The 19,522-nt window shown below is 46.6% G+C and carries 18 protein-coding genes; 5 read left to right on the forward strand and 13 right to left on the reverse strand.

Translation table 11 applies throughout. The features are described 5' to 3' along the window. Positions 1-41: 41 nt before the first annotated feature. The 11 genes from betB to I3248_RS04595 all read right to left on the reverse strand — a co-directional run bounded on the left by betB (position 42) and on the right by I3248_RS04595 (position 7,888). Positions 42-1,556 carry a betaine-aldehyde dehydrogenase gene (gene betB / locus I3248_RS04545; protein ID WP_238062692.1) on the reverse strand — a complete coding sequence of 505 codons (1,515 nt, stop codon included), beginning with the start codon at positions 1,554-1,556 and terminating at the stop codon, positions 42-44. A gap of 135 nt (positions 1,557-1,691) precedes the next feature. Then, the gene (locus tag I3248_RS04550; RefSeq protein ID WP_238062693.1) at positions 1,692-2,273 is read right to left on the reverse strand and encodes a TetR/AcrR family transcriptional regulator; all 582 of its coding nucleotides are present in this window, start codon (positions 2,271-2,273) and stop codon (positions 1,692-1,694) included. 31 nt (positions 2,274-2,304) lie between these two features. Next, entirely contained in the window at positions 2,305-2,649 is a 345-nt protein-coding gene (locus I3248_RS04555) for a multidrug efflux SMR transporter (RefSeq protein ID WP_198336581.1), read from the reverse strand. A 259-nt stretch (positions 2,650-2,908) separates the two neighbouring features. Continuing rightward, positions 2,909-3,106, reverse strand: coding sequence for a hypothetical protein (locus tag I3248_RS04560; protein ID WP_238062694.1), 198 nt, complete (start codon positions 3,104-3,106; stop codon positions 2,909-2,911). Between the two features lie 23 nt (positions 3,107-3,129). After that, on the reverse strand, positions 3,130-3,453 hold the full coding sequence (locus I3248_RS04565; RefSeq protein ID WP_238062695.1) for a low temperature requirement protein A: 324 nt from the start codon (positions 3,451-3,453) through the stop codon (positions 3,130-3,132). Between the two features lie 37 nt (positions 3,454-3,490). Beyond that, positions 3,491-3,865 carry a hypothetical protein gene (locus I3248_RS04570; RefSeq protein ID WP_238062696.1) on the reverse strand — a complete coding sequence of 125 codons (375 nt, stop codon included), beginning with the start codon at positions 3,863-3,865 and terminating at the stop codon, positions 3,491-3,493. 8 nt (positions 3,866-3,873) lie between these two features. After that, positions 3,874-4,197 carry a hypothetical protein gene (locus tag I3248_RS04575; RefSeq protein WP_238062697.1) on the reverse strand — a complete coding sequence of 108 codons (324 nt, stop codon included), beginning with the start codon at positions 4,195-4,197 and terminating at the stop codon, positions 3,874-3,876. Positions 4,198-4,241: 44 nt separating this feature from the next. After that, positions 4,242-5,150, reverse strand: coding sequence for a LysR family transcriptional regulator (locus tag I3248_RS04580; RefSeq protein WP_238062698.1), 909 nt, complete (start codon positions 5,148-5,150; stop codon positions 4,242-4,244). A gap of 112 nt (positions 5,151-5,262) precedes the next feature. After that, positions 5,263-5,871 carry a YceI family protein gene (locus tag I3248_RS04585; protein ID WP_238062699.1) on the reverse strand — a complete coding sequence of 203 codons (609 nt, stop codon included), beginning with the start codon at positions 5,869-5,871 and terminating at the stop codon, positions 5,263-5,265. Between the two features lie 557 nt (positions 5,872-6,428). Continuing rightward, positions 6,429-6,755, reverse strand: a complete 327-nt coding sequence (locus I3248_RS04590) for a GNAT family N-acetyltransferase (protein ID WP_238062700.1) — start codon at positions 6,753-6,755, stop codon at positions 6,429-6,431. Between the two features lie 347 nt (positions 6,756-7,102). Further along, complete coding sequence (locus I3248_RS04595; protein ID WP_238062701.1) at positions 7,103-7,888, reverse strand: UTRA domain-containing protein; 786 nt, start codon at positions 7,886-7,888, stop codon at positions 7,103-7,105. A gap of 251 nt (positions 7,889-8,139) precedes the next feature. On the opposite strand from I3248_RS04595, the gene hutU reads away from it, so the two are divergent. The 5 genes from hutU (at position 8,140) to hutI (ending at position 15,505) form a co-directional block, all read left to right on the forward strand. Beyond that, positions 8,140-9,855, forward strand: a complete 1,716-nt coding sequence (gene hutU / locus I3248_RS04600) for a urocanate hydratase (RefSeq protein ID WP_238062702.1) — start codon at positions 8,140-8,142, stop codon at positions 9,853-9,855. Positions 9,856-9,926: 71 nt separating this feature from the next. Then, a complete protein-coding gene (locus tag I3248_RS04605) occupies positions 9,927-11,291 on the forward strand; it encodes a YjiH family protein (protein WP_238062703.1) in 1,365 nt (454 codons plus the stop codon). A 128-nt stretch (positions 11,292-11,419) separates the two neighbouring features. Beyond that, a complete protein-coding gene (hutH, locus tag I3248_RS04610) occupies positions 11,420-12,982 on the forward strand; it encodes a histidine ammonia-lyase (protein WP_238062704.1) in 1,563 nt (520 codons plus the stop codon). A 54-nt stretch (positions 12,983-13,036) separates the two neighbouring features. Then, positions 13,037-14,083, forward strand: a complete 1,047-nt coding sequence (gene hutG / locus I3248_RS04615; protein WP_238062705.1) for a formimidoylglutamase — start codon at positions 13,037-13,039, stop codon at positions 14,081-14,083. Positions 14,084-14,206: 123 nt separating this feature from the next. Beyond that, positions 14,207-15,505 (forward strand): imidazolonepropionase, encoded by a 1,299-nt coding sequence (hutI, locus tag I3248_RS04620; protein ID WP_238062706.1) that lies wholly within the window; start codon positions 14,207-14,209, stop codon positions 15,503-15,505. Positions 15,506-15,617: 112 nt separating this feature from the next. On the opposite strand, the gene I3248_RS04625 is transcribed toward hutI, so the two are convergent. Both I3248_RS04625 and I3248_RS04630 read right to left on the reverse strand, forming a co-directional pair. Then, entirely contained in the window at positions 15,618-17,471 is a 1,854-nt protein-coding gene (locus tag I3248_RS04625; RefSeq protein WP_238062707.1) for a hypothetical protein, read from the reverse strand. A 51-nt stretch (positions 17,472-17,522) separates the two neighbouring features. Beyond that, positions 17,523-19,508 carry a hypothetical protein gene (locus tag I3248_RS04630; protein ID WP_238062708.1) on the reverse strand — a complete coding sequence of 662 codons (1,986 nt, stop codon included), beginning with the start codon at positions 19,506-19,508 and terminating at the stop codon, positions 17,523-17,525. Positions 19,509-19,522: the final 14 nt, after the last annotated feature.

A 19,522-nucleotide genomic window follows, 5' to 3' on the forward strand; every position in this document is an offset into this window, starting at 1 on the left:
GGTTAAAACAGATAGTTAAAAAACAGGCAGTTAATAAACCATTAAAATACCGACTCAAACTTACCCAGCTCGACTTGGATAGATTTGGTCTGCGTATAATGCTCAAGGGCTTCGATGCCATTTTCGCGGCCGATACCTGAATGCTTATAACCGCCAACTGGCATTTGCGCAGGCGACTCGCCCCAAGTATTTAGCCAGCAGATACCCGCCTCTATCTGCCCGATGACGCGATGAGCGCGGGTTAGATCTTTGGTTACCACCCCTGCCGCCAAGCCATACTCGGTATCATTGGCACGGCGAATGACTTCTTCCTCAGTCTCATAAGTCAATATCGACATCACAGGGCCAAAGATTTCTTCACGCACGATAGCCATGTCATCGGTGCAATCGGTAAACACCGTTGGCGCGACATACGCGCCTTTAGCCAGCTCGTCTGTCGTCACTCGCTCACCGCCCGCCAATAGACGCGCGCCACCCGCTTTACCTTGCTCGATATAGCCAAGCACACGCTCCATATGCGGGAAGCTCACTAGTGGTCCCATATTGATATCTTCATCCATCGGATCGCCGAGTTTGATACGTTTGACCCGCGTCAAGATCGCTTCTTCAAACTTAGCTTGTAGCGCTTTTGGGATAAATACACGCGTGCCATTGGTACAGACCTGACCGGTACTATAGAAGTTCGCCATCATGGCGATATCCGCTGCCATATCGATATCGGCATCGTCAAAGATAATCAATGGCGACTTACCACCCAGCTCTAATGTCACGTCTTTGAGAGACGATGATGCCGCGCTTGCCATGACTTTTTTGCCCGTTGGCACGCCGCCTGTAAACGAGACTTTGGCAATATCAGGATGCTGAGTTAATGCTTCGCCGACTTGGTAGTCGCCTTGTACGACGTTAAAGACGCCATCTGGCATGCCCGCCTCAGTAAAGATTTCCGCCAGTTTCAGTGCCGTCAGTGGCGTGACTTCTGAGGGTTTAAAAATCATCGCGTTACCTGCAGCCAACGCTGGCGCAGCCTTCCACATCGCGATCTGAATCGGATAGTTCCATGCGCCGATACCAGCGACGACGCCGAGTGGCTCACGGCGCGTATAGACAAAGCTCGTGTCACGCAGTGGAATCTGACGACCCTCAATCATGGGCGCAAGCCCTGCATAGTATTCAACAACATCGGCACCTGTGACGACATCGACATACTTAGTCTCAGACAGCGCTTTGCCGGTGTCTTTGGTTTCAAGCAATGCCAGTACATCATTACGCTCGCGCAATATCGCAACTGCCTTTGACAAAATACGGCCACGCTCAACTGCGGTCATTGCCGCCCACACTTTTTGCCCTTGTTGCGCCGCTTTTACCGCTTCATCGATTTGCTCGGCAGTGGTTTGCTGAATGCTCGCCAGCACTTCACCTGTCGCTGGGTTGATATCGTCAAAAGTCGTTGAAGAATCATCGACCGCCAGATAGCGACCGTTAATATAAGCGGTCTGCGTTTGTGTTAAATCAATAATATCTTGTAAATTATTTACGTTTGTCTGAGTAGTTGTCATAAGTTTTCCTTAAGGCGACTGAGAATTTATAAAAAAGCGTTCAGTCAATCATGCCGTCATAGGTTAAAGATAAAATTTTCTATGTGCGTGTTATTGACCAAAGCTGTTTATCAAGTTATTGGTCAAAGTCATTTATCAAAACGGTTTATCAAAGTCTTGCTGCGTCATATTTATCAAGCGCTCACGTATTGAGGCCTTGTCCGAGATATCGATACCCGAAAAGTCAGAGAGCCAAATACCATCGGCGACCAGACGTACCATACATAGCGTTTCGCTATTGTCGGTAGCGGCATATTTTTTTAGCTGCTCATTTGACCACTCAGCCCAGCGTTCGCGTAGCATCCGGTCTCCTAGCATCAATACATACAAAGTCGCTTGGCTATTAAACTCGGCCTGCCCTTTTTCGCCTAAGCTGATGGTGGCGTCGATATAAGCGCGGGTAAACGAGCCGTAGCTGACCGGATCCTTTGCCATGGCAGCATTGACTTCTGCCTCAAACTTGGCCATCGCATCATAAAATACCTCTAAGATAAGCGCGTCCTTGGTAGCAAAATGATGCATCACTCCGCCTTTGGTCACGCCGACGGCATCTGCCACCGCTTGAAAGGTCACTTTAGACAAGCCCTGCTCTAGCGTGATACGTGCTGCCTCATCGAGCAGCGCCCGCCGCACCAGCTCTGGCTGTTTTTTACGTTTATGCGCGTTTTTCGTTTCCATTTTTGTGTCCATGTTCATTTTTACCTACTTGTCAGTGCACCACCGAGTTTGACAATACGTTCATCACCACCACACCACCGACGATCATCGCAATACCGACCACCGCCGCGGTATCAAGACTTTGCTTAAAAAAGAACACCCCGACTAGTGAGGTCAGCACAATCCCCAAACCACCCCACAGCGCATAGGCGATGCCAAGTGGTATGGTCTTGATGGCCTGGGTCAATAAATAAAACGAGATGGCATAAAGCACGCCCATAATCAAGGTCGGCACCAAACGGGTAAATTGCTCTGACTTGACCAAAAAGGTCGTGCCAACCACTTCACAAATGATAGCGATGGCGAGATAACCGTAAGCAATGATGGTAGGACTCATAGCTAAGACACCTGTGTTAAATCCAGCGTACACGCTTGATTGAGTGAAATGGATAAGCAATAAATAATAGAATGCAGCCCCCAAAGAAACCACACGGTCGGTATTTTATAGAAATAATCCAGCAATGTGAAGGGCTAGTATGCCATTTCGTTGACCTAGCCAGTATTCTTTAGGGTCTATTCAGATCTATTTAGTCAATTCTTAGCGACATAAAAAAACCGATCTACTTATAGATCGGCTGTTAGCTTCAAAGATAAAACTATTTAGAGGTAGTATTTTTGAATCCGCCGTAGTGCTTTACATGAAACCAGTCTGGAATGACTGTAGGAAGTCTAGGGTCATACTTTTTATACTCCTTAGCCCCATATACCGGCTTGCCATCGACAATGGTTAGCACGGATTCGATTTCTTTAATTTTTTCTTCAGGAACGGAAAAGTAATCATCGGATAGCAGCACAAAATCTGTATACTTGCCAGGTTCTAACGTCCTTTTAACGGTCTCTTCATTTGAGAGCCAAACATCTGCAGCATCACTGAGAGCCGATAATACCAATCATCGGGATCATAGCCTGAGGCAAACCAAGTAAAGCTTGTCCAAGCATTCCACAAGATAAAAAAGGCAATGATAAAGGTTAAAAACCCTGAAAAATCATGTGCGAGCAAACGCTCGTGCAAGCCACTTGCAGCGGCAGCAACGGCTATCACATAAACCAAATCGAACAACAGCTCAAGCGTCGTTGAGGCGCGGTTAGGCTCATCAGGATCGCGAGCACAGATCTCATTAATAGCAGGCAAGGTCATCATGGGCTATATTCGCTAGACTAAAAAAGGCTCTACCTTATTATTTTTTGAGCAAAAAAGCCACGGTTTTATGACCTATCCAGTTGACCCAGCTGACGGGGAAGAAACGCATCTGTAAGCGGATGATATTTGCCATGATACCATTAGGGCAATACCATTCAGCTTGCAGAGGCAATAAACCTTGCGCGCTTTGCCACTCTTTTTCGTGAACGAGCAGTTTGGCATTGGGAAAATAAGCGGCTCTGTCCTCATGGGCGGTTTTACTGCCGAGCCATTGTCGCACATCTTGCGTATGCAAGTGGTCGTAGCTGATGTAATCGACATCTTCTGGCGTCAGACCGATCTCATCTAGAGCTTGAGTCACATTACGAAAAATAGGGGCAACCACACTCTCAAGTGGCGACCAATCTGGCACTTTATTCGTTAAGCGCTTAAAAAAGGAGTCTCACGATCCGCCTCGATATCAGAAGGCGAGAACAATAAAGTCTTAAGCTCGCCTAGAGCATTATGGAACTGCACGATGAACAGACGATTCAAAATATGTAGATAAGGGAACTTATAAGTGCTTTGCGTGTAGACGCCGCTGTAGGCGTACCATGTCGGATAAGGCACCCGAACCAGATTGACACTTTGATAGTAGACCACTTCCGGCTCATCCATAAAGCGCTCTCGAAATGCTTCAGCTGCCTCACGCGCCGCTTTTAGGCGCTCTTGCGGTAATGGTTTACGCTTTATACCCGCTTTCACATACTACTAAGGTCTGCTTGCTTTTGCTTATCACTTATCCGCACTTATAGAGGGTTATCCCAGTAAGGATCATCACCCAAACGCTCAGCAATAAAGTCAATTAAGTAGCGGCAGCGCTGCGACAAAAATCGATTTTTTGGATAGACAGCATAAGCATTTAAGGTCGGCAGTTGATAGTCCTCAAGCAAAGATACCAAATCACCGCTTGCCAAGGTCTTATAGGTAATAAAAGTAGGCAAAAAAGCAATACCTTGACCCTTTACTGCCATATCGAGTAAAAAGTCGCCGTTATTGGCTTTTATTTTTGATTGAGTAGCGACTGTATGCGTTTTACCTTCGGCGTCCGTTAGCGCTATTCTGCTATCTTTGCCAAGGCCATACTGCAAAAACTGATGCTCCTTGAGATCTTCTAAAGTTTTTGGCGTGCCCATTTTTTTTAGATAATCAGGACTCGCGCACAGAGCGTAACGAATCAGCGCTAAACGCTTGGCTTGATGTGTAGAGTCTTGCAATTCTCTAATACGAATGGCCAACTCAAAGCCCTCTTCGACCAGATCTACATGACGATCAGAGAAGTCCAGCTCAAAGCACAAGCCGGGATGCTGATTGGCAAAATCATCAATTACACCGCTAAGATGCATCAAACCAAAAGTCAACGGCGCGGTCATCTTCAGTGTACCTTCGATACGCGTAGGCGCGCCGCTGGTCTGCTCGTTGAGCGCGTCAACTTCGTTCAATATACTGCACGCTCGCTGATAGTACTGCTCGCCAGCCTCAGTCAGATTAGATTGACGCGTGGTTCGGCTGATAAGCTGATTACCTAAGCGCGTCTCTAAATCTTTTAGGCGCCGACTTACCGCTGACTTAGCGATATTTAATTGCTCAGCGGCTTTGGTGATACTACCTGCTTCGACAACACGTACAAACATCGACATGTCTTCAAACTGTCCCATGTTAACCGCCTTATTATTGTTTATTTCAAAAAAGTAAGGGAGATTCTATCTAGAGAACCTCCCTTACTCAATCAAAAGTTAGCTGACAAACTAAGTTAGCACTTAAAAGCGGCTATTTGAGATCAGCTTTTTTGCTGCCCTCAACCTGCACCACTAGCTTGACGTTTTTCATGACACCGCCGTCTGTGTAGGTATCGATACCCCATTTGGTTCTGTCGATAGTGGTTTCAAAATCACCACCGCAAGCCTCGACGCCTAATGTTGGGCTGTCGTAGCAATTGAACTTAGTGGCTGTCAAAGTTACCGGATGCGTCTCCCCTAGTAAGGTCAGATCGCCGGTGACTGTTTTGACTTTATCACCATCAAACTGCCAGTTGGTAGATTTGAAATATGCCGTTGGATATTCTTTGACATTAAAAAAATCTTCAGATTTTAGATGATTATCAAAGGCTTTGAGTCCTGTGCTTAAGCTGCCCATAGGAATAGTAATGCCAACGAAGCCCTTTTGTGCTTCAGGCGCGTACTCAAGGATACCTGACAAATCGTAGAAACCGCCTGCATTGGTAGAAGTACCGAAGTGATCTACGCTAAAGCGTACCGCAGTGTGCTTGGGATCAAGCTCATAAGTTGCAGCGTGTCCAACTGTGCTAAGTACACCAAGACCAATGATAGCGGCGATAGCGACAGCGCGATTGGCTTGTTTTAAAAATTGTGAGGCCATATTGGATCATCCTTTTATTGAGTACAGACTAATTAAGTCAAACCGTTTAAGTACAAATCAGTTAAGTGCAGTTAGGTCAAGTGAAACGAGCTAAGCACAGAGATTTGCATTCATGTAAATGCACGCTTTATTAAGCATACCTAATAGATTAAGACACTAATTTTAGCAAAAACTAGAAAAAATAAATGCCGAACCTGCTAAAGATATGTGTCATTGCGTTGCTTTTTGTATGGTTTTACCAAAGCCACTTGTCAAATGTTCATTATTACTATATAAGCCCTATACTAATTGCTTAGCTACTATATATATTAGTAGCGCAATTAATAATGCAGTTTCAGTATCTTCAACACACATAAACACACATAACTTTTGGCACTTATAACTTAAAACACATCAAAGCTTGATATCTCGCAGAAGCGCTATTTTTGACCGCTTTTATGATTGCAACAAGAAAAGAAGCCATGATTCGTCATGGCTTCTTTGTTGGCTATTGCTATCGTACTATCTATATCGGCTTAGCAGCTTAAGTTAGTACCTTGATACCTTAGCTTAATACCTTAAGCTGTTGCGTCATGAAATACCGAATTGGCTTGGTATTCTGGATGCTTGTCGATATAGGACTTTACATAAGGACAAGTGGGTTTGACCCGTAAACCTTTAGCCGCTGCATCGTCTAAGATATATTTGACTAAGTAGCCTGCGATACCTTGGCCACCAAGCGCATCAGGCACTTCAGTATGCTTATACTCAATACCCTTCTCGCCTTGAGAGGTGGTAAAGAATTCGTAATCCTCTAAAGCGATTTGATCATCGATATGAATTTCAAAACGTTTTTTGTCTTTATTATCAATAACTTCGTAATTCATCTCACCTTGATTCGACATTGTTACTCTCTTTTTATGGTTTGGATTTAATACGCCAATTCATATTAGGGCGTGTCCCTATTTCAAAAATGGTGATGAAAATGAGATAAATCGCAGGCAAACAAGGAAAATAGCGAAGGTAATATCAAGATATTGACCAGCTATTTGACACCGTTTGCCAAAGATTTAGCCATTTTTAGCCCATTTAGTCATAAACGCTTGAATTAGGGACACGCCCTAGTAGCTTATGTCAACAACAGCGCAGATATTATAGTACGTCAATTGTATGCTTTTTTTAGCTTAGCCTCTTTAAACTTGATAATAGCGATAAGCGTTTGATGACGGACTAAAATAACAATCATCACTAATCATAGCTCCCCTGCAAACTGATAGCGCTCGCCGGCATGCCACATCTTTACCACCGTTAGCACCTTACCCGCTGAATAAGTCTGGCGCTGGAGCATTAAAGTTGGCGAATTAGGCGCTATTTGTAGAGCTTGAGCGATATCTTTAGGCGCCGCTAGCGCTTGAATAGTATAGCTACCTCGCTCTAATGGAGTCTGCTCAATCAGATAGTCGCTAGTATTCACGACCCTAAAATCTTGCTCTATAAAATCAGGCAACTGCTGCGCGTCAACCCAGCGCTCTTCGAACTGTATTGGTAGTCCATCAGCCAAATGGATAATTTTCACCTCGTATACTAGTGCTTCTGGCAGATCCTCTTTTGCTAACTGAGCGCTATTACTTTGCTTAGACTTTACTAGGATATCGCTAAACCTATCGTACACTTCTTTAGGCAACTCGTTTGCTAAAGTTTCTTGGGTAAGACTTCGCGTGCTCACCACTTGCGCTTGATAATCGCGATTGGCGGACTTTAGATCCTCAGCGATATTACGCACCTCGACAAAGGTATGATTAAACTGCTGCTGCGCCACAAAGGTGCCAGAGCCTTGGCGGCGCTCTAATACCCGATCTTCACTGAGCTCTTTTAACGCCCGGTTGACCGTCATACGCGACACCCCAAACTCTTCTGCGAGCGCCATCTCGGTCGATATCGCCTCTCCTGCCTGCCATTTACCGCTATGAATGTTATGCAGAATTGCTGTCTTAATACGCTGATACGCCGGACTTTTTTTACTATTTTTGGTAGTCATTTCAATTATACCTATTGCTTCGCCCTGTCGTTACAGGGCATCAGCCTGCACTGAGAAAACATTCTTATGAGATTATGAGCCTTACTATAACCATCATTATACGATTTTGACAGAGTCAATAATGATAAAAAGTACTTGCAAGCCGATTCGATTATTGATAATTTGTATATACAACTTTTCCATACGAATATGTATGGCGTAATTATTTACTAATACCGAAACTGCTTTTTAGATAATCATAAGGAATGATGATGACTACTCCATTAGCCCCTCAAGAGTCTACCTTTACTCGCCGTGATGACAGCCGTGAAATCGCTGCGCCTACTGGTAGCGAGCTGCACTGTAAAAGCTGGCTGACCGAAGCGCCGTTTCGTATGCTACAAAATAACTTACATCCCGATGTCGCCGAAAACCCAAAGAGCTTAGTCGTTTATGGCGGTATCGGCCGCGCGGCGCGCAATTGGGAGAGCTATGATCAGATATTAGAATCTCTCAAAGAGCTTGAAGATAACCAAACGCTGTTGGTGCAATCCGGCAAACCGGTGGGCGTATTTCAAACTCATGAAGACGCGCCGCGCGTCTTGATTGCCAACTCAAACCTAGTACCGCGCTGGGCGACATGGGAGCACTTTAACGAGCTCGATCGTAAAGACTTATTTATGTATGGGCAGATGACAGCGGGGAGCTGGATCTACATCGGGACTCAAGGCATTGTACAGGGCACTTACGAGACCTTTGTCGAGGCAGGTCGTCAGCATTATGATGGTGACTGGAGCGGACGCTGGATCTTGACTGCTGGACTTGGCGGCATGGGCGGCGCACAGCCACTAGCGGCGACTTTTGCTGGCGCAACCTCTTTGAATATTGAGTGCCAACAGTCGAGCATTGATTTTCGTTTGCGTACCGGTTACGTCGATAAGCAAGCGGACGATCTCGACCATGCCTACGAGCTGATCAAGCAACACACCGCCGCAGGCGAAGCCATTTCTATCGCCCTACTCGGCAATGCCGCCGATATTTTACCCGAGATAGTTAAGCGCGCCAAAGACGGCGAGATACAACCTGATCTAGTCACTGACCAAACCTCAGCGCATGATTTAATAAATGGCTACTTGCCAAGCGGCTGGACGGTTGCAGAATGGAAGGCGGCGCAAGAAGACCCAAGTCAACACCAAGCTCTGACCAAAGCCGCTGCTGAGTCTTGTGCGGTACACGTCCAAGCGATTTTAGATCTACAAGCGATGGGTATTCCAGCGACTGACTACGGTAACAATATCCGCCAGGTGGCGTTTGATGAAGGCGTCAAAGATGCCTTTAATTTCCCCGGTTTTGTCCCTGCTTATATTCGTCCGCTGTTTTGCCAAGGCAAAGGCCCATTCCGCTGGGTGGCGCTCTCAGGAGATCCTGAGGACATCTACAAAACCGATCAGAAAATCAAAGAGCTATTCCCCGAGAACACCCATGTACATCGCTGGCTTGATATGGCAAAAGAGCGCATTCACTTTCAAGGCTTGCCGGCGCGGATCTGTTGGCTTGGCCTTGGTGAGCGCGACAAAGCGGGTCTGGCGTTTAATGAGATGGTCAAAAACGGCGAGCTCAAAGGCCCTATCGTCATCGGCCGTGATCACTTAGATACCGGCTCAGTCGCTAGCCCTAACCGTGAGACTGAAAGCATGAAAGATGGCACGGATGCGGTCTCTGATTGGGCGCTACTCAACGCTATGCTGAACGTGGCAGGCGGCGCAACGTGGGTATCACTACATCATGGCGGCGGTGTCGGCATGGGCTACTCGCAGCATTCAGGTATGGTGATTGTCGCTGACGGCACAGATGCCGCAGCCAAACGCTTGTCACGGGTACTGGTCAACGACTGCGGTTCAGGAGTGATGCGTCATGCGGACGCGGGTTACGAGCTGGCGATTAAGACGGCTAAAGAATATGGTCTAAATCTACCGATGATCAAATAATTTGCCCTCTGTCCTTATGAGCTTGTAGCTAGGCATAAGGACATAATCGCCTATTTATCAAGGAGGATAATATGATTGAACAAGACACCACCTCTGATCTGCATGATGACCATGCAACGACATCGTCAAAAAAACTGCTATCAAAGCCTGTGGCACTGATACAGCTGATTGTCTTTAGTGCTATCGGTCTGGTGATGTTCTTTGTGCCGTTTACCATTGGTGAAAAAAGCACGATATTGTTCGATCATGGCGCGACCTACTTGGTGACGCAGCAGCATACCCTTGCGGTATTTTTATTGTTTCTACTCATGATTTATGGTGTGGGTAAGCCTATCTTTGATGGCTCGTGGCGTAAGAATATCACTCATATGATTATGACTGGTTTTAAAGTCATTGGTCTGATATTGGCGGTGATGTATGTTTCTGGCGCGGCACCTTCCTTTATAATGGAAGCCGATATGCTGCCGTTTTTATTTGAAAAACTGGCACTACCCGTCGGTATGATCGTACCCATTGGTGCGCTGATTTTAGCCTTTTTGGTGGGCTTTGGGCTGCTCGAGATGGTTGGTGTGCTCATGCAGCCCATCATGAAACCCATTTGGAAAACGCCGGGATCATCGGCGATTGATGCCGTTGCTTCCTTTGTCGGTAGCTACTCTATCGGTCTGCTCATTACCAATCGTGTGTATTTGCAAAAACAGTATTCAGCGCGTGAAGCCGTCATTATCGCCACTGGCTTTTCGACGGTATCGGCCGCATTTATGGTAATTGTTGCCAAAACGCTTGGAATCATGGAATTTTGGAACCTCTTTTTTTGGTCAACACTAATCATCACCTTTTTGGTCACTGCGATTACTGCTCGGATTCCGCCCATTAGTCTGTTTGATGATAAGGTGGAGCGTCCAACCCTCGATCACGCAAGAGGTAAACGACTAGCGGCAGCTTTTGATTTGGGTTTGTCCACCTCACGCCGAGCCACTGACCTCAAACAAATTTTGTGGTCTAATTTTCGTGATGGCCTGACGATGGCAGCGGCTATTGTACCCTCTATCATTGCGGTCGGCTTGACTGGATTGCTATTAGCAAAATATACACCCGTGTTCGATGCCTTAGGGTTACTGCTTTATCCATTTACATTGCTTGGCGGCCTACCAGACCCGCTGGTCGCTGCCAAAGGTATGTCAGCAGGATTGGCTGAGATGTTCTTGCCAGCACTACTACTGAGTGACGCAGATGTACTGACGCGCTATGTCGCAGGGGTCATCTCCATTAGTAGCGTGCTGTTTTTCTCCGCCATGATTCCTTGTGTCCTTGCAACCGAGATTCCAATCTCTGTTGGTAAAATGGTCACCATTTGGTTTGAGCGCGTGGTGCTCAGTATTTTGCTCGCGGCGGGCTTTGGTCAATTGGCCATCTACCTTAACTGGATTGGTTGATAGCACTGACATCAAATGAGACGTATTAAATATTAAAGTACCTAAAAACACCTAGATAGCTCAACCTTATAACGATTTGTCTTAAAAATAATACCATTAACACCGCTTACAACCCTAGGATTACCCTTATGAGCAACATCAAACAACTAACCCTACACCCACGCCACCTTAGCTTTGAGATGCTACGCGACATTTACGATCAGCCCGTGGTATTGAGCTTGCCTGAGAGTGCTTACGCGGATATTGACGCCTCGCATAACAATGTCAAAACCATTATTGAGCGTGATAAGAGCGCTTACGGGATTAACACCGGCTTTGGCTTACTGGCTAAAACCCGAATCAGCGATGATCAATTAGAGCTACTACAGCGCAATTTGATCATCTCGCATTCAGTCGGTACGGGAGATGCCCTACCTGCTGATGTAGTCAGACTGATTATGGTAATGAAAGTTGCCAGTCTAGCGCAAGGCGTCTCAGGCGTGCGCCGCCTCGTTGTCGACAGCTTACTTGGCTTAATCAATAACCAAATTACCCCATATATTCCGGCTAAAGGTTCAGTTGGCGCCTCAGGAGATCTAGCGCCGCTCTCGCACATGACGTTGGCGATTATGGGCGAAGGGCAAGTATTTGTAAAAGACAAGCTCGTATCAGCTGCTGATGCGCTAGCGCAGCATGGTCTTGAGCCAATCACCCTGGCCGCCAAGGAAGGCCTTGCACTCATCAACGGTACGCAAGTATCGACGGCGCTTGCTTTGCGTGGTTATTTCCACGCGCGTGATTTACTAGAGTCAGCCACTATCGTGGGCTCCATGTCCATTGATGCTGCTAAAGGTTCAGATGCCCCGTTCGATGCGCGTATTCATGAAGTGCGTGGTCATCATGGGCAGATTCAGATTGCTCAGGCGCATAGAAGCTTGATCGAAGGCAGCGCGATTCGTGCCTCACACGCGGGCGAGCAAGATGATCGCGTACAAGATCCCTACTGTCTGCGCTGTCAGCCACAAGTGATGGGTGCTTGCTTGGACATTATCAATCAAGCCGGGCAAACGCTACTTATCGAAGCCAATGCAGTGACTGATAATCCGCTGATCTTCAATAATGAAGATGGCCCCGTGGCAATCTCTGGCGGTAATTTCCATGCCGAGCCGGTGGCTTTTGCCGCTGATATCTTGGCATTAGCGATCGCTGAGATCGGCTCGATGTCAGAGCGCAGAGTTGCCCTACTGATCGATGCGACTTTATCCGCAGGCTTGCCGCCATTCTTGGTTGAGAACGCTGGAGTCAATTCAGGCTTTATGATCGCTCATGTCACTGCCGCAGCGCTGGCTTCTGAGAATAAATCCATCGCCCATCCTGGCAGCGTTGATAGTATCCCAACATCTGCTAACCAAGAAGATCATGTATCGATGGCAACGTATGCAGCGCGCCGACTATATGAGATGGTACAAAACACATCGACCATTGTCGGTATAGAGCTGCTGGCTGCCGGACAAGGTATCGATTTTCGACAAGGTCTTGAAACCTCAAAGCCCCTGCAAACCGCTCATAACAGCTTGCGTGATAAAGTGAGCTTTTATGATAAAGACCGCTATCTTGCGCCTGATATTGAAGCGGCCAAACAGCTGGTATTAAGTGGTGAGCTCACGCGCCACTGGCAAGATTTGCGCGCAGACTGGTATCTATCAAAGTAGCGCCATGTATTAGCAGCGTCTCGTATTAATAGAGCATTGTAAAGGAGCCCGATCATGCCAACCATCATGGTACAGCATACAAAAGCGGATATGAGCCTATGGACAGGCCGCGTTGAGCCATTCGAGACACAGCGCGCCCGCTATTGGTATCAGCTTGCTCAGCCTTATGATTTTGATAAAGCAGGTCAGCGCGTTGGCTTAGTAGGCTTTGCTTGCGATCAAGGCGTGCGCCGCAATCAAGGTCGCATTGGTGCTCGTGCGGCTCCGCCACTACTAAAAAGCACTTTTGCTAGTCTCCCTGTTATCAAAGAAATTCAAGATAGCTTTGAGGGTAAGCTGACAACTTTAATGGCTGATGCCGGCGACATCGAGTGTAAGGATAATGACACACTTGCCGAGCAAGCCTTGGAGCAGGCGCAGCAGCGCTATGCTGATGTCATTACAAGTGTGATTAAACAAGGCAGCCTAGCGATCGGTCTTGGTGGTGGTCACGCCATAGCTTATGGTAGCTTTTTGGGTCTATGGCAAGCCATGCAAACAGCGCCGAGTGATCAAGACAAAATAAAAGCTCAGACAGTCATCGGTATTATTAATTTCGATGCGCACCTTGATATTCGTGCCGCCAATGCTCCCACATCTGGTACGCCGTTTCGGCAAATTGCTGAGCATCTACAAGCCTTTAATCAGCCTTTTCATTATTGCTGCATAGGCGTCAGTCGTCTATCAAACACTGCTGCCCTATTTGATCGCGCCGATGATTTAGGCGTGCAAATCATTAGCGATGAAGACTGTAATCATAAAAAATGGAAAAAGCTAGCGTCACAAATCACTAACTTTATCGAGCAAGTGGATATTATCTATCTTACGATTGATATGGATTGCCTGCCAGCAAGCGTGGTGCCTGGTGTTAGCGCTCCGGCAGCTTATGGTATCAATTTGGGTTTTGTGGAGCGCGCGGTCAAACTCATCATGGACTCAGGCAAAGTTAAAATAGCAGATATTGCCGAGATTAATCCCACTTATGATATTGACAACCGCAGTTGTAAGGTGGCGGCGCGTCTATTATCTACCATCGTTGAGCGCTACTTACTAACTATATAATTTAATAAAACCTGAATAATTTAATAAAACCTGAGTTAAATAGTGCATGAAATGCACTCTACCCCGTTTCGATTGAAAACTATAAACGCGCTAGCTTTCACCTAAAATAAGCAGGAGCATATTATGACCAACTCTACAAAGCAAACCAATAATAATGATGACGCTATGACATCGTTTGACAGCCTTATTATCAATGCCAATCTCGCGACTTTTTCGGCTGAGTATGGCTTTGGTATAAGTGCAGATAATAACAGTCATAATATGCCCTACGGTCAGCTAGAAAATGCCGCTATCGGTATTAACAATGGCAAAATTGCTTGGATAGGCGCTCAAGATGAGATATCAAGCTTTTTATCTAGCTATCAAAACCAGCAGATTACTGATGCTAAGGGCAACTGGATAACGCCAGGTCTCGTTGATTGTCATACTCATCTGGTATATGCCGGTAACCGCAGCAACGAGTTTGAAGCGCGCCTACATGGTGCCAGCTATCAAGACATCGCCGAGCAAGGCGGCGGTATCGTCTCAACAGTGAGATCTACCCGCGCGGCTAGTATTGATGAGCTATTCGCGCAAAGTGAGAAGCGGCTACTTGCACTCATGCGCGAGGGCGTGACTAGTATCGAGATCAAGTCCGGCTATGGTTTAGATTTGGATACTGAGCGTAAAATGCTCACCGTCGCCCGTCAGCTTAGCGAAAAACATCATATCGATGTCAGCACCAGCTATCTTGCCGCCCACGCCTTGCCTCCAGAGTATAAAGACCGCGCTGATGAATATATCGAGCAAGTGTGTGAGTGGTTGCCTATCTTGCATCGTGAGGGCTTAGTCGATGCTGTCGATGGCTTTTGTGAAGGGATAGCTTTTAGTAGTGAGCAAATCAGAAAGGTTTTTGAAGTGGCGCGCGCGCTTGAATTGCCGGTCAAGCTGCATTCAGAGCAGCTCTCTAATATTGGCGCGAGTGCACTGGTCGCTGATTATCAAGGACTATCTAGTGATCACTTAGAGCATTTATCAGAGGACGATATCAAGAAGATGGCCGCAAGCGACACCGTCGCAGTATTATTACCCGGCGCATTTTATACGTTACGTGATACTAAGCTGCCACCGATAGAGACTTTGCGTCAGCACAAGGTTTCAATGGCTATCTCCACCGATTGCAACCCTGGCACCTCACCCCTAACTTCTTTGCTGCTCGCGATGAATATGGGCTGTACGTTGTTTTACTTAACGCCAGAAGAGGTGCTCGCAGGAGCTACGGTTCATGCGGCCAAGGCACTAGGATTAAACAACAAGGGCAGAATCGCTGTCGGCTGCGATGCAGACTTAGTGCTGTGGGACATCGCCCGCCCTGCTGATCTGGCTTATCAGATCGGGCTCAATCCTATCCTAGGAACGATGTATCAAGGTCAATGGCGCTAATTTATAACCATGAGACTTATGACTTAGGTCTTGTTGAATATAATAACCGCTTGACGCTATCGTTAAATAGCGCCAAGGGGTTTAGTTTATACTTAGAGTTTAGCCAAAACCGCTACTCTGCAACCTCTTCCTCAACAGCTTCTAGGTTCGTCTGTTGATACTCTGCTTGCTCCACGGTTCCACTGTACATGGTCTTGGCCATAGGCAAAGTGCTATAGAGCATTTTTCCAATTGCAGTACCATTGCCTTCTTCATAATACTGCATCAGCTCACGCCCGTACTCTCTAATATCGATACTATTACTAGCATTGGGGGTTTGTTTATCCGCTGGCAAGTTTGGGAACGCTATAGCTGAGGAGACAGGCATATATTGCTGCAGAACATCGATTGTCAGCCCTTTATTGGCCTTTTGTGAGTCTGCATAGTGGCTGCGCTGATGCTGCCATTGTATCTGCCCGCGTGGGCTCAAACCATATAGCGTTTGAATCATTGGCTGCTGGTTTGCAACTTTATTATTCATCGCTTCATTATCAGAACGCGCTGCGCCTTCGAATACGTCATTGACGATACTATCTGCTTGTCGATCAGTGACGTTTTTCATCAAGGATAAAGCTTGCTGCACGAGTACTTTGCTAGTGAGCTTAGTCGCATCAGGGCGAGGAGCGCTTGGCTCATAAGCCTTGGCTTCTTTTATAAGCTCAGGATACTGATTGGTCATCCGCTCATAAAAGATACTAACGTAATCTTTATAAAACTGCTCATAGCTCTCAGCACTTTGTACGCGGCGGATGATTTGCGGCGTTTGCTGCATAGTATTTAGCTGAGGCGTAGGCAGTTTGGGCGATAGAGTCGCTAAAGTCGTCGGCGCAATATAGTCAAACTGACTCTCGGGCGCCGCTTCATAAGTGCGGTCTAAGGCTTCAAAGTGCGCCTTAATCACTGACTTACCGAAGCCTTTGGGCAAGCTACCGTCATCAAGCGCTAAGCGTAGCCATTTGTTTTGCCACTGAGTGCCAAGCTTATCATCGGCAAATTCAGAGGTCAGTAGTGCAAAGTTATCAGCCCATAGATAGATATTACCGGTCTTAAAATCGACATAGATAGGCTGACTAATAGTAGTACGATTATTACGCGCATGATACTGAGCGCTCATCAGCATCGTAAACCTGCCAGCTAGCGGCTGATAAATGCCTTGCGCATTGATGGATAAAGGCTTGAGCAAATACGCGTCAAGCAATTGCGCTTTTTTAATATCGAGTGGCGTTGATTTATCCTCATAGTTATCAAATAGCTGCTGATAATAAGGGCTTACCGCCTGTGAAGTACTTCCATTCTGTTTTTCATTAAGAGGATTGCCCTTTATCGTACTGGTTTCAAGGATAGTGGCGCCCTCTTGCCCTTCCGCTTCGACAGCTAACGGTTCACTGACTTCGACTATAGCTTCATTCTCGTCACTGTCATAGTCATCATAGCTATCATAATAGTCATCAGCTCTCTTAGCCTGCCAAGCTTGATAAGCGTCCCTACACGCTAAATATTTGTTTTTAAGTGCGCTGCGCTGTACCTTATACTGCGGTGCGGACAGCTCTAAGTTTTGCGCTTGTGCTTGGACAATCAAATCTGCATAGGCCTGATCATGGGTCTCTTCACAATACCTGGCGGCAGTCTCTGCGGCGACTAGTTGCGTTTGGTCTACATTGGTAAACTGCTGCTCATTGCTGATCTCAATGTTGCTATGGTAACTAAACGAGCTACGGCGCTGTTTTTTTAGAGCGCTCTCTAAGCTTGTTTTTGCCGCGTTTTGACTGGTGGCAACATTAGTCACACTGCTTGGGTTGGTACTCATAGACTGGCAACCCGTTAGCGCTACACTACCGACCAACAAGGCGCTACTGACTAGCGAGCGCTTAGCCATAATGGTATTTGTAGCTACAGATAACGCTACTGGCTTGATTTGAGTTTTCATTTTTTATCCTTAAAAAGCTTAATACTAATTTTAAATTAGTTATACCCTTTATTAATCTGCGCTATTAGTAGCGTTATCCATGTCGTCGTCATCGTCAGCACTTTCATAGCCATTTTCGTATGCGTCTTCATAAACATCTTCATAGGCATCTTCATATGCATAGTCATAACGTGCGTAGCGAGCCTGCTCTAATCTTTGTTTTTGTTGATGCTGCTCGGCAAGCCAAGCGTTGCCATCAAGTGCGGGCTGCGAGTTTGCGCCAAATGTTTGCGTCAATAGCGGAGTTAATGGACTACTCTCAAAGCTGCGGCGATCATAGCGTACTTGGTTCAATACAGTCGTGTTTGAGCCCATCAAGTCGCCACCGAAATTGATCCGTTGCTGCTTAGCCAATAACTCATCTGAGCTATCAAGGTAGTAGTAATTCACTTGATTAAAGGAGATAGGAGAGATCGCTTCTACCAGCTGCAATAAGGCACCGACATCAGCGCTTTGATAGCCCTTGTTGTAGAGCTGTATTTTATCTATTGCCTTTTTTAGCATGGCGTTATCTGGGTACTGAGCAGGATTAGCGTCGACATATTGTTGTAGCGACTGGCTCATATATTTGAGCATTTTGCCGATGATCTCGCCGGTTTGCTTGCTACCAAAGTTAACTTTGACTGCTCGCGCGGCGCCCACTTGTTTTGCAAATTCATCTTCTTGAATATCAACGGCGCTGAAGTGTTCGGGCGCCAACTCTGCCATGCTTGCCTGCATAGCATTGATAGCAGCGTCATAGATGACTGCAGTTGGCACTTGAGAAGTGATAGCCTCAGGTAAACCAAAGTCCACCGTATGCGCTGTCATCTGCGTTGGCGTATCCTCAGGATTGGCTAAAGCCACCAGCGGCATGATAAGCGCTGGATCTAAGGTGACTTTACTGGTATTGAAATCTAAAGCTAACGGCAACTGCACCGATGAGCTGATAGTAGGTGCAGCGTAATCGTAGCTGTAGACGATCTTAAACTGGCGCTGTTTTGGTAGATATTGACTAACGCTATTAAAGGTCAAATATTTATACTGATAAGCGTTGGTAGCTGCGACTTGCTCGGGGGTTTTATGCAGCATATCTAAAACCATACTGATAGCGCCAGGAGTGGAGGATTTGACCGGATTGGCTGCAGGGTTGGTTGGTTTAACCTTCTCGCTTTGTTTGGCCGCTTGCAGTGCTTCAAAATCTGCCAACCACTGTTTTGGATTGTTACTGGCTATACGCGCGCGCAAGCTAGTATCGCGGCTGCCATTGTTATAACCCTCTGCGGTTTCACCGTAGTAATCATAGCCTTCTTTGTCATAGCCCTCCTCATCAAACCCGTCATAATCGTAGCCGCTGCGATCATAACCGTATTCGTCATAACCATCGATATCGTAGCCATCGCTATCATACTCATAACCATCCACTTCATAAGCGACTTCAAAGTCAGCCGCTGCGCTCACTGCATCTGCAGCGGTTTCGTTATGGCTTTCATAGTCGTTGTAGTTATCATAGTTATCATAGTCATAATCGCTATGATTTTCGTAATCATCATTCTCTTGCGCTTCGCGATGGCCGTAGACTTCAAGAATCGTTCTGAGTAACCCTGTCGAGCCAGCATCGATACTATCGGCATCGATAAAAGGCACGGCATTATAGTTAGCCTGTGCCACCGCGACATGATCAGTCGCTAAATGTTGACGAATAGCACTTATTAAATGACGTTTGGCTTGGCTATCACTATTAGGGAAGCGGGTTTGATCGAAGAGCTGCTCATAACGCTCGTCGTGCGCTTGTAGGCTTTGATTAAAAGCTTCACTTTGTGCTTGCATAACCGCAGGGTCGACAACGCTAAAATCGATGAGCGCAGCGGAGCTGTGATTAGAGCTATCTAACGACTTATTAGACTGACAACCGCTCATAACCGCAGCGCTACTCGCTAATAGTAACGTATAACTGGCGCGCGATAGCCATTTGCGTTTGGTACGCTGCGGATGCGCCATCGGCATAGAAATTGGCATCAACTTTAGCATTG

Origin of the sequence: Psychrobacter sp. Ps3 (genome assembly GCF_022129275.1) — a bacterium.
GTDB lineage: Bacteria > Pseudomonadota > Gammaproteobacteria > Pseudomonadales > Moraxellaceae > Psychrobacter > Psychrobacter submarinus.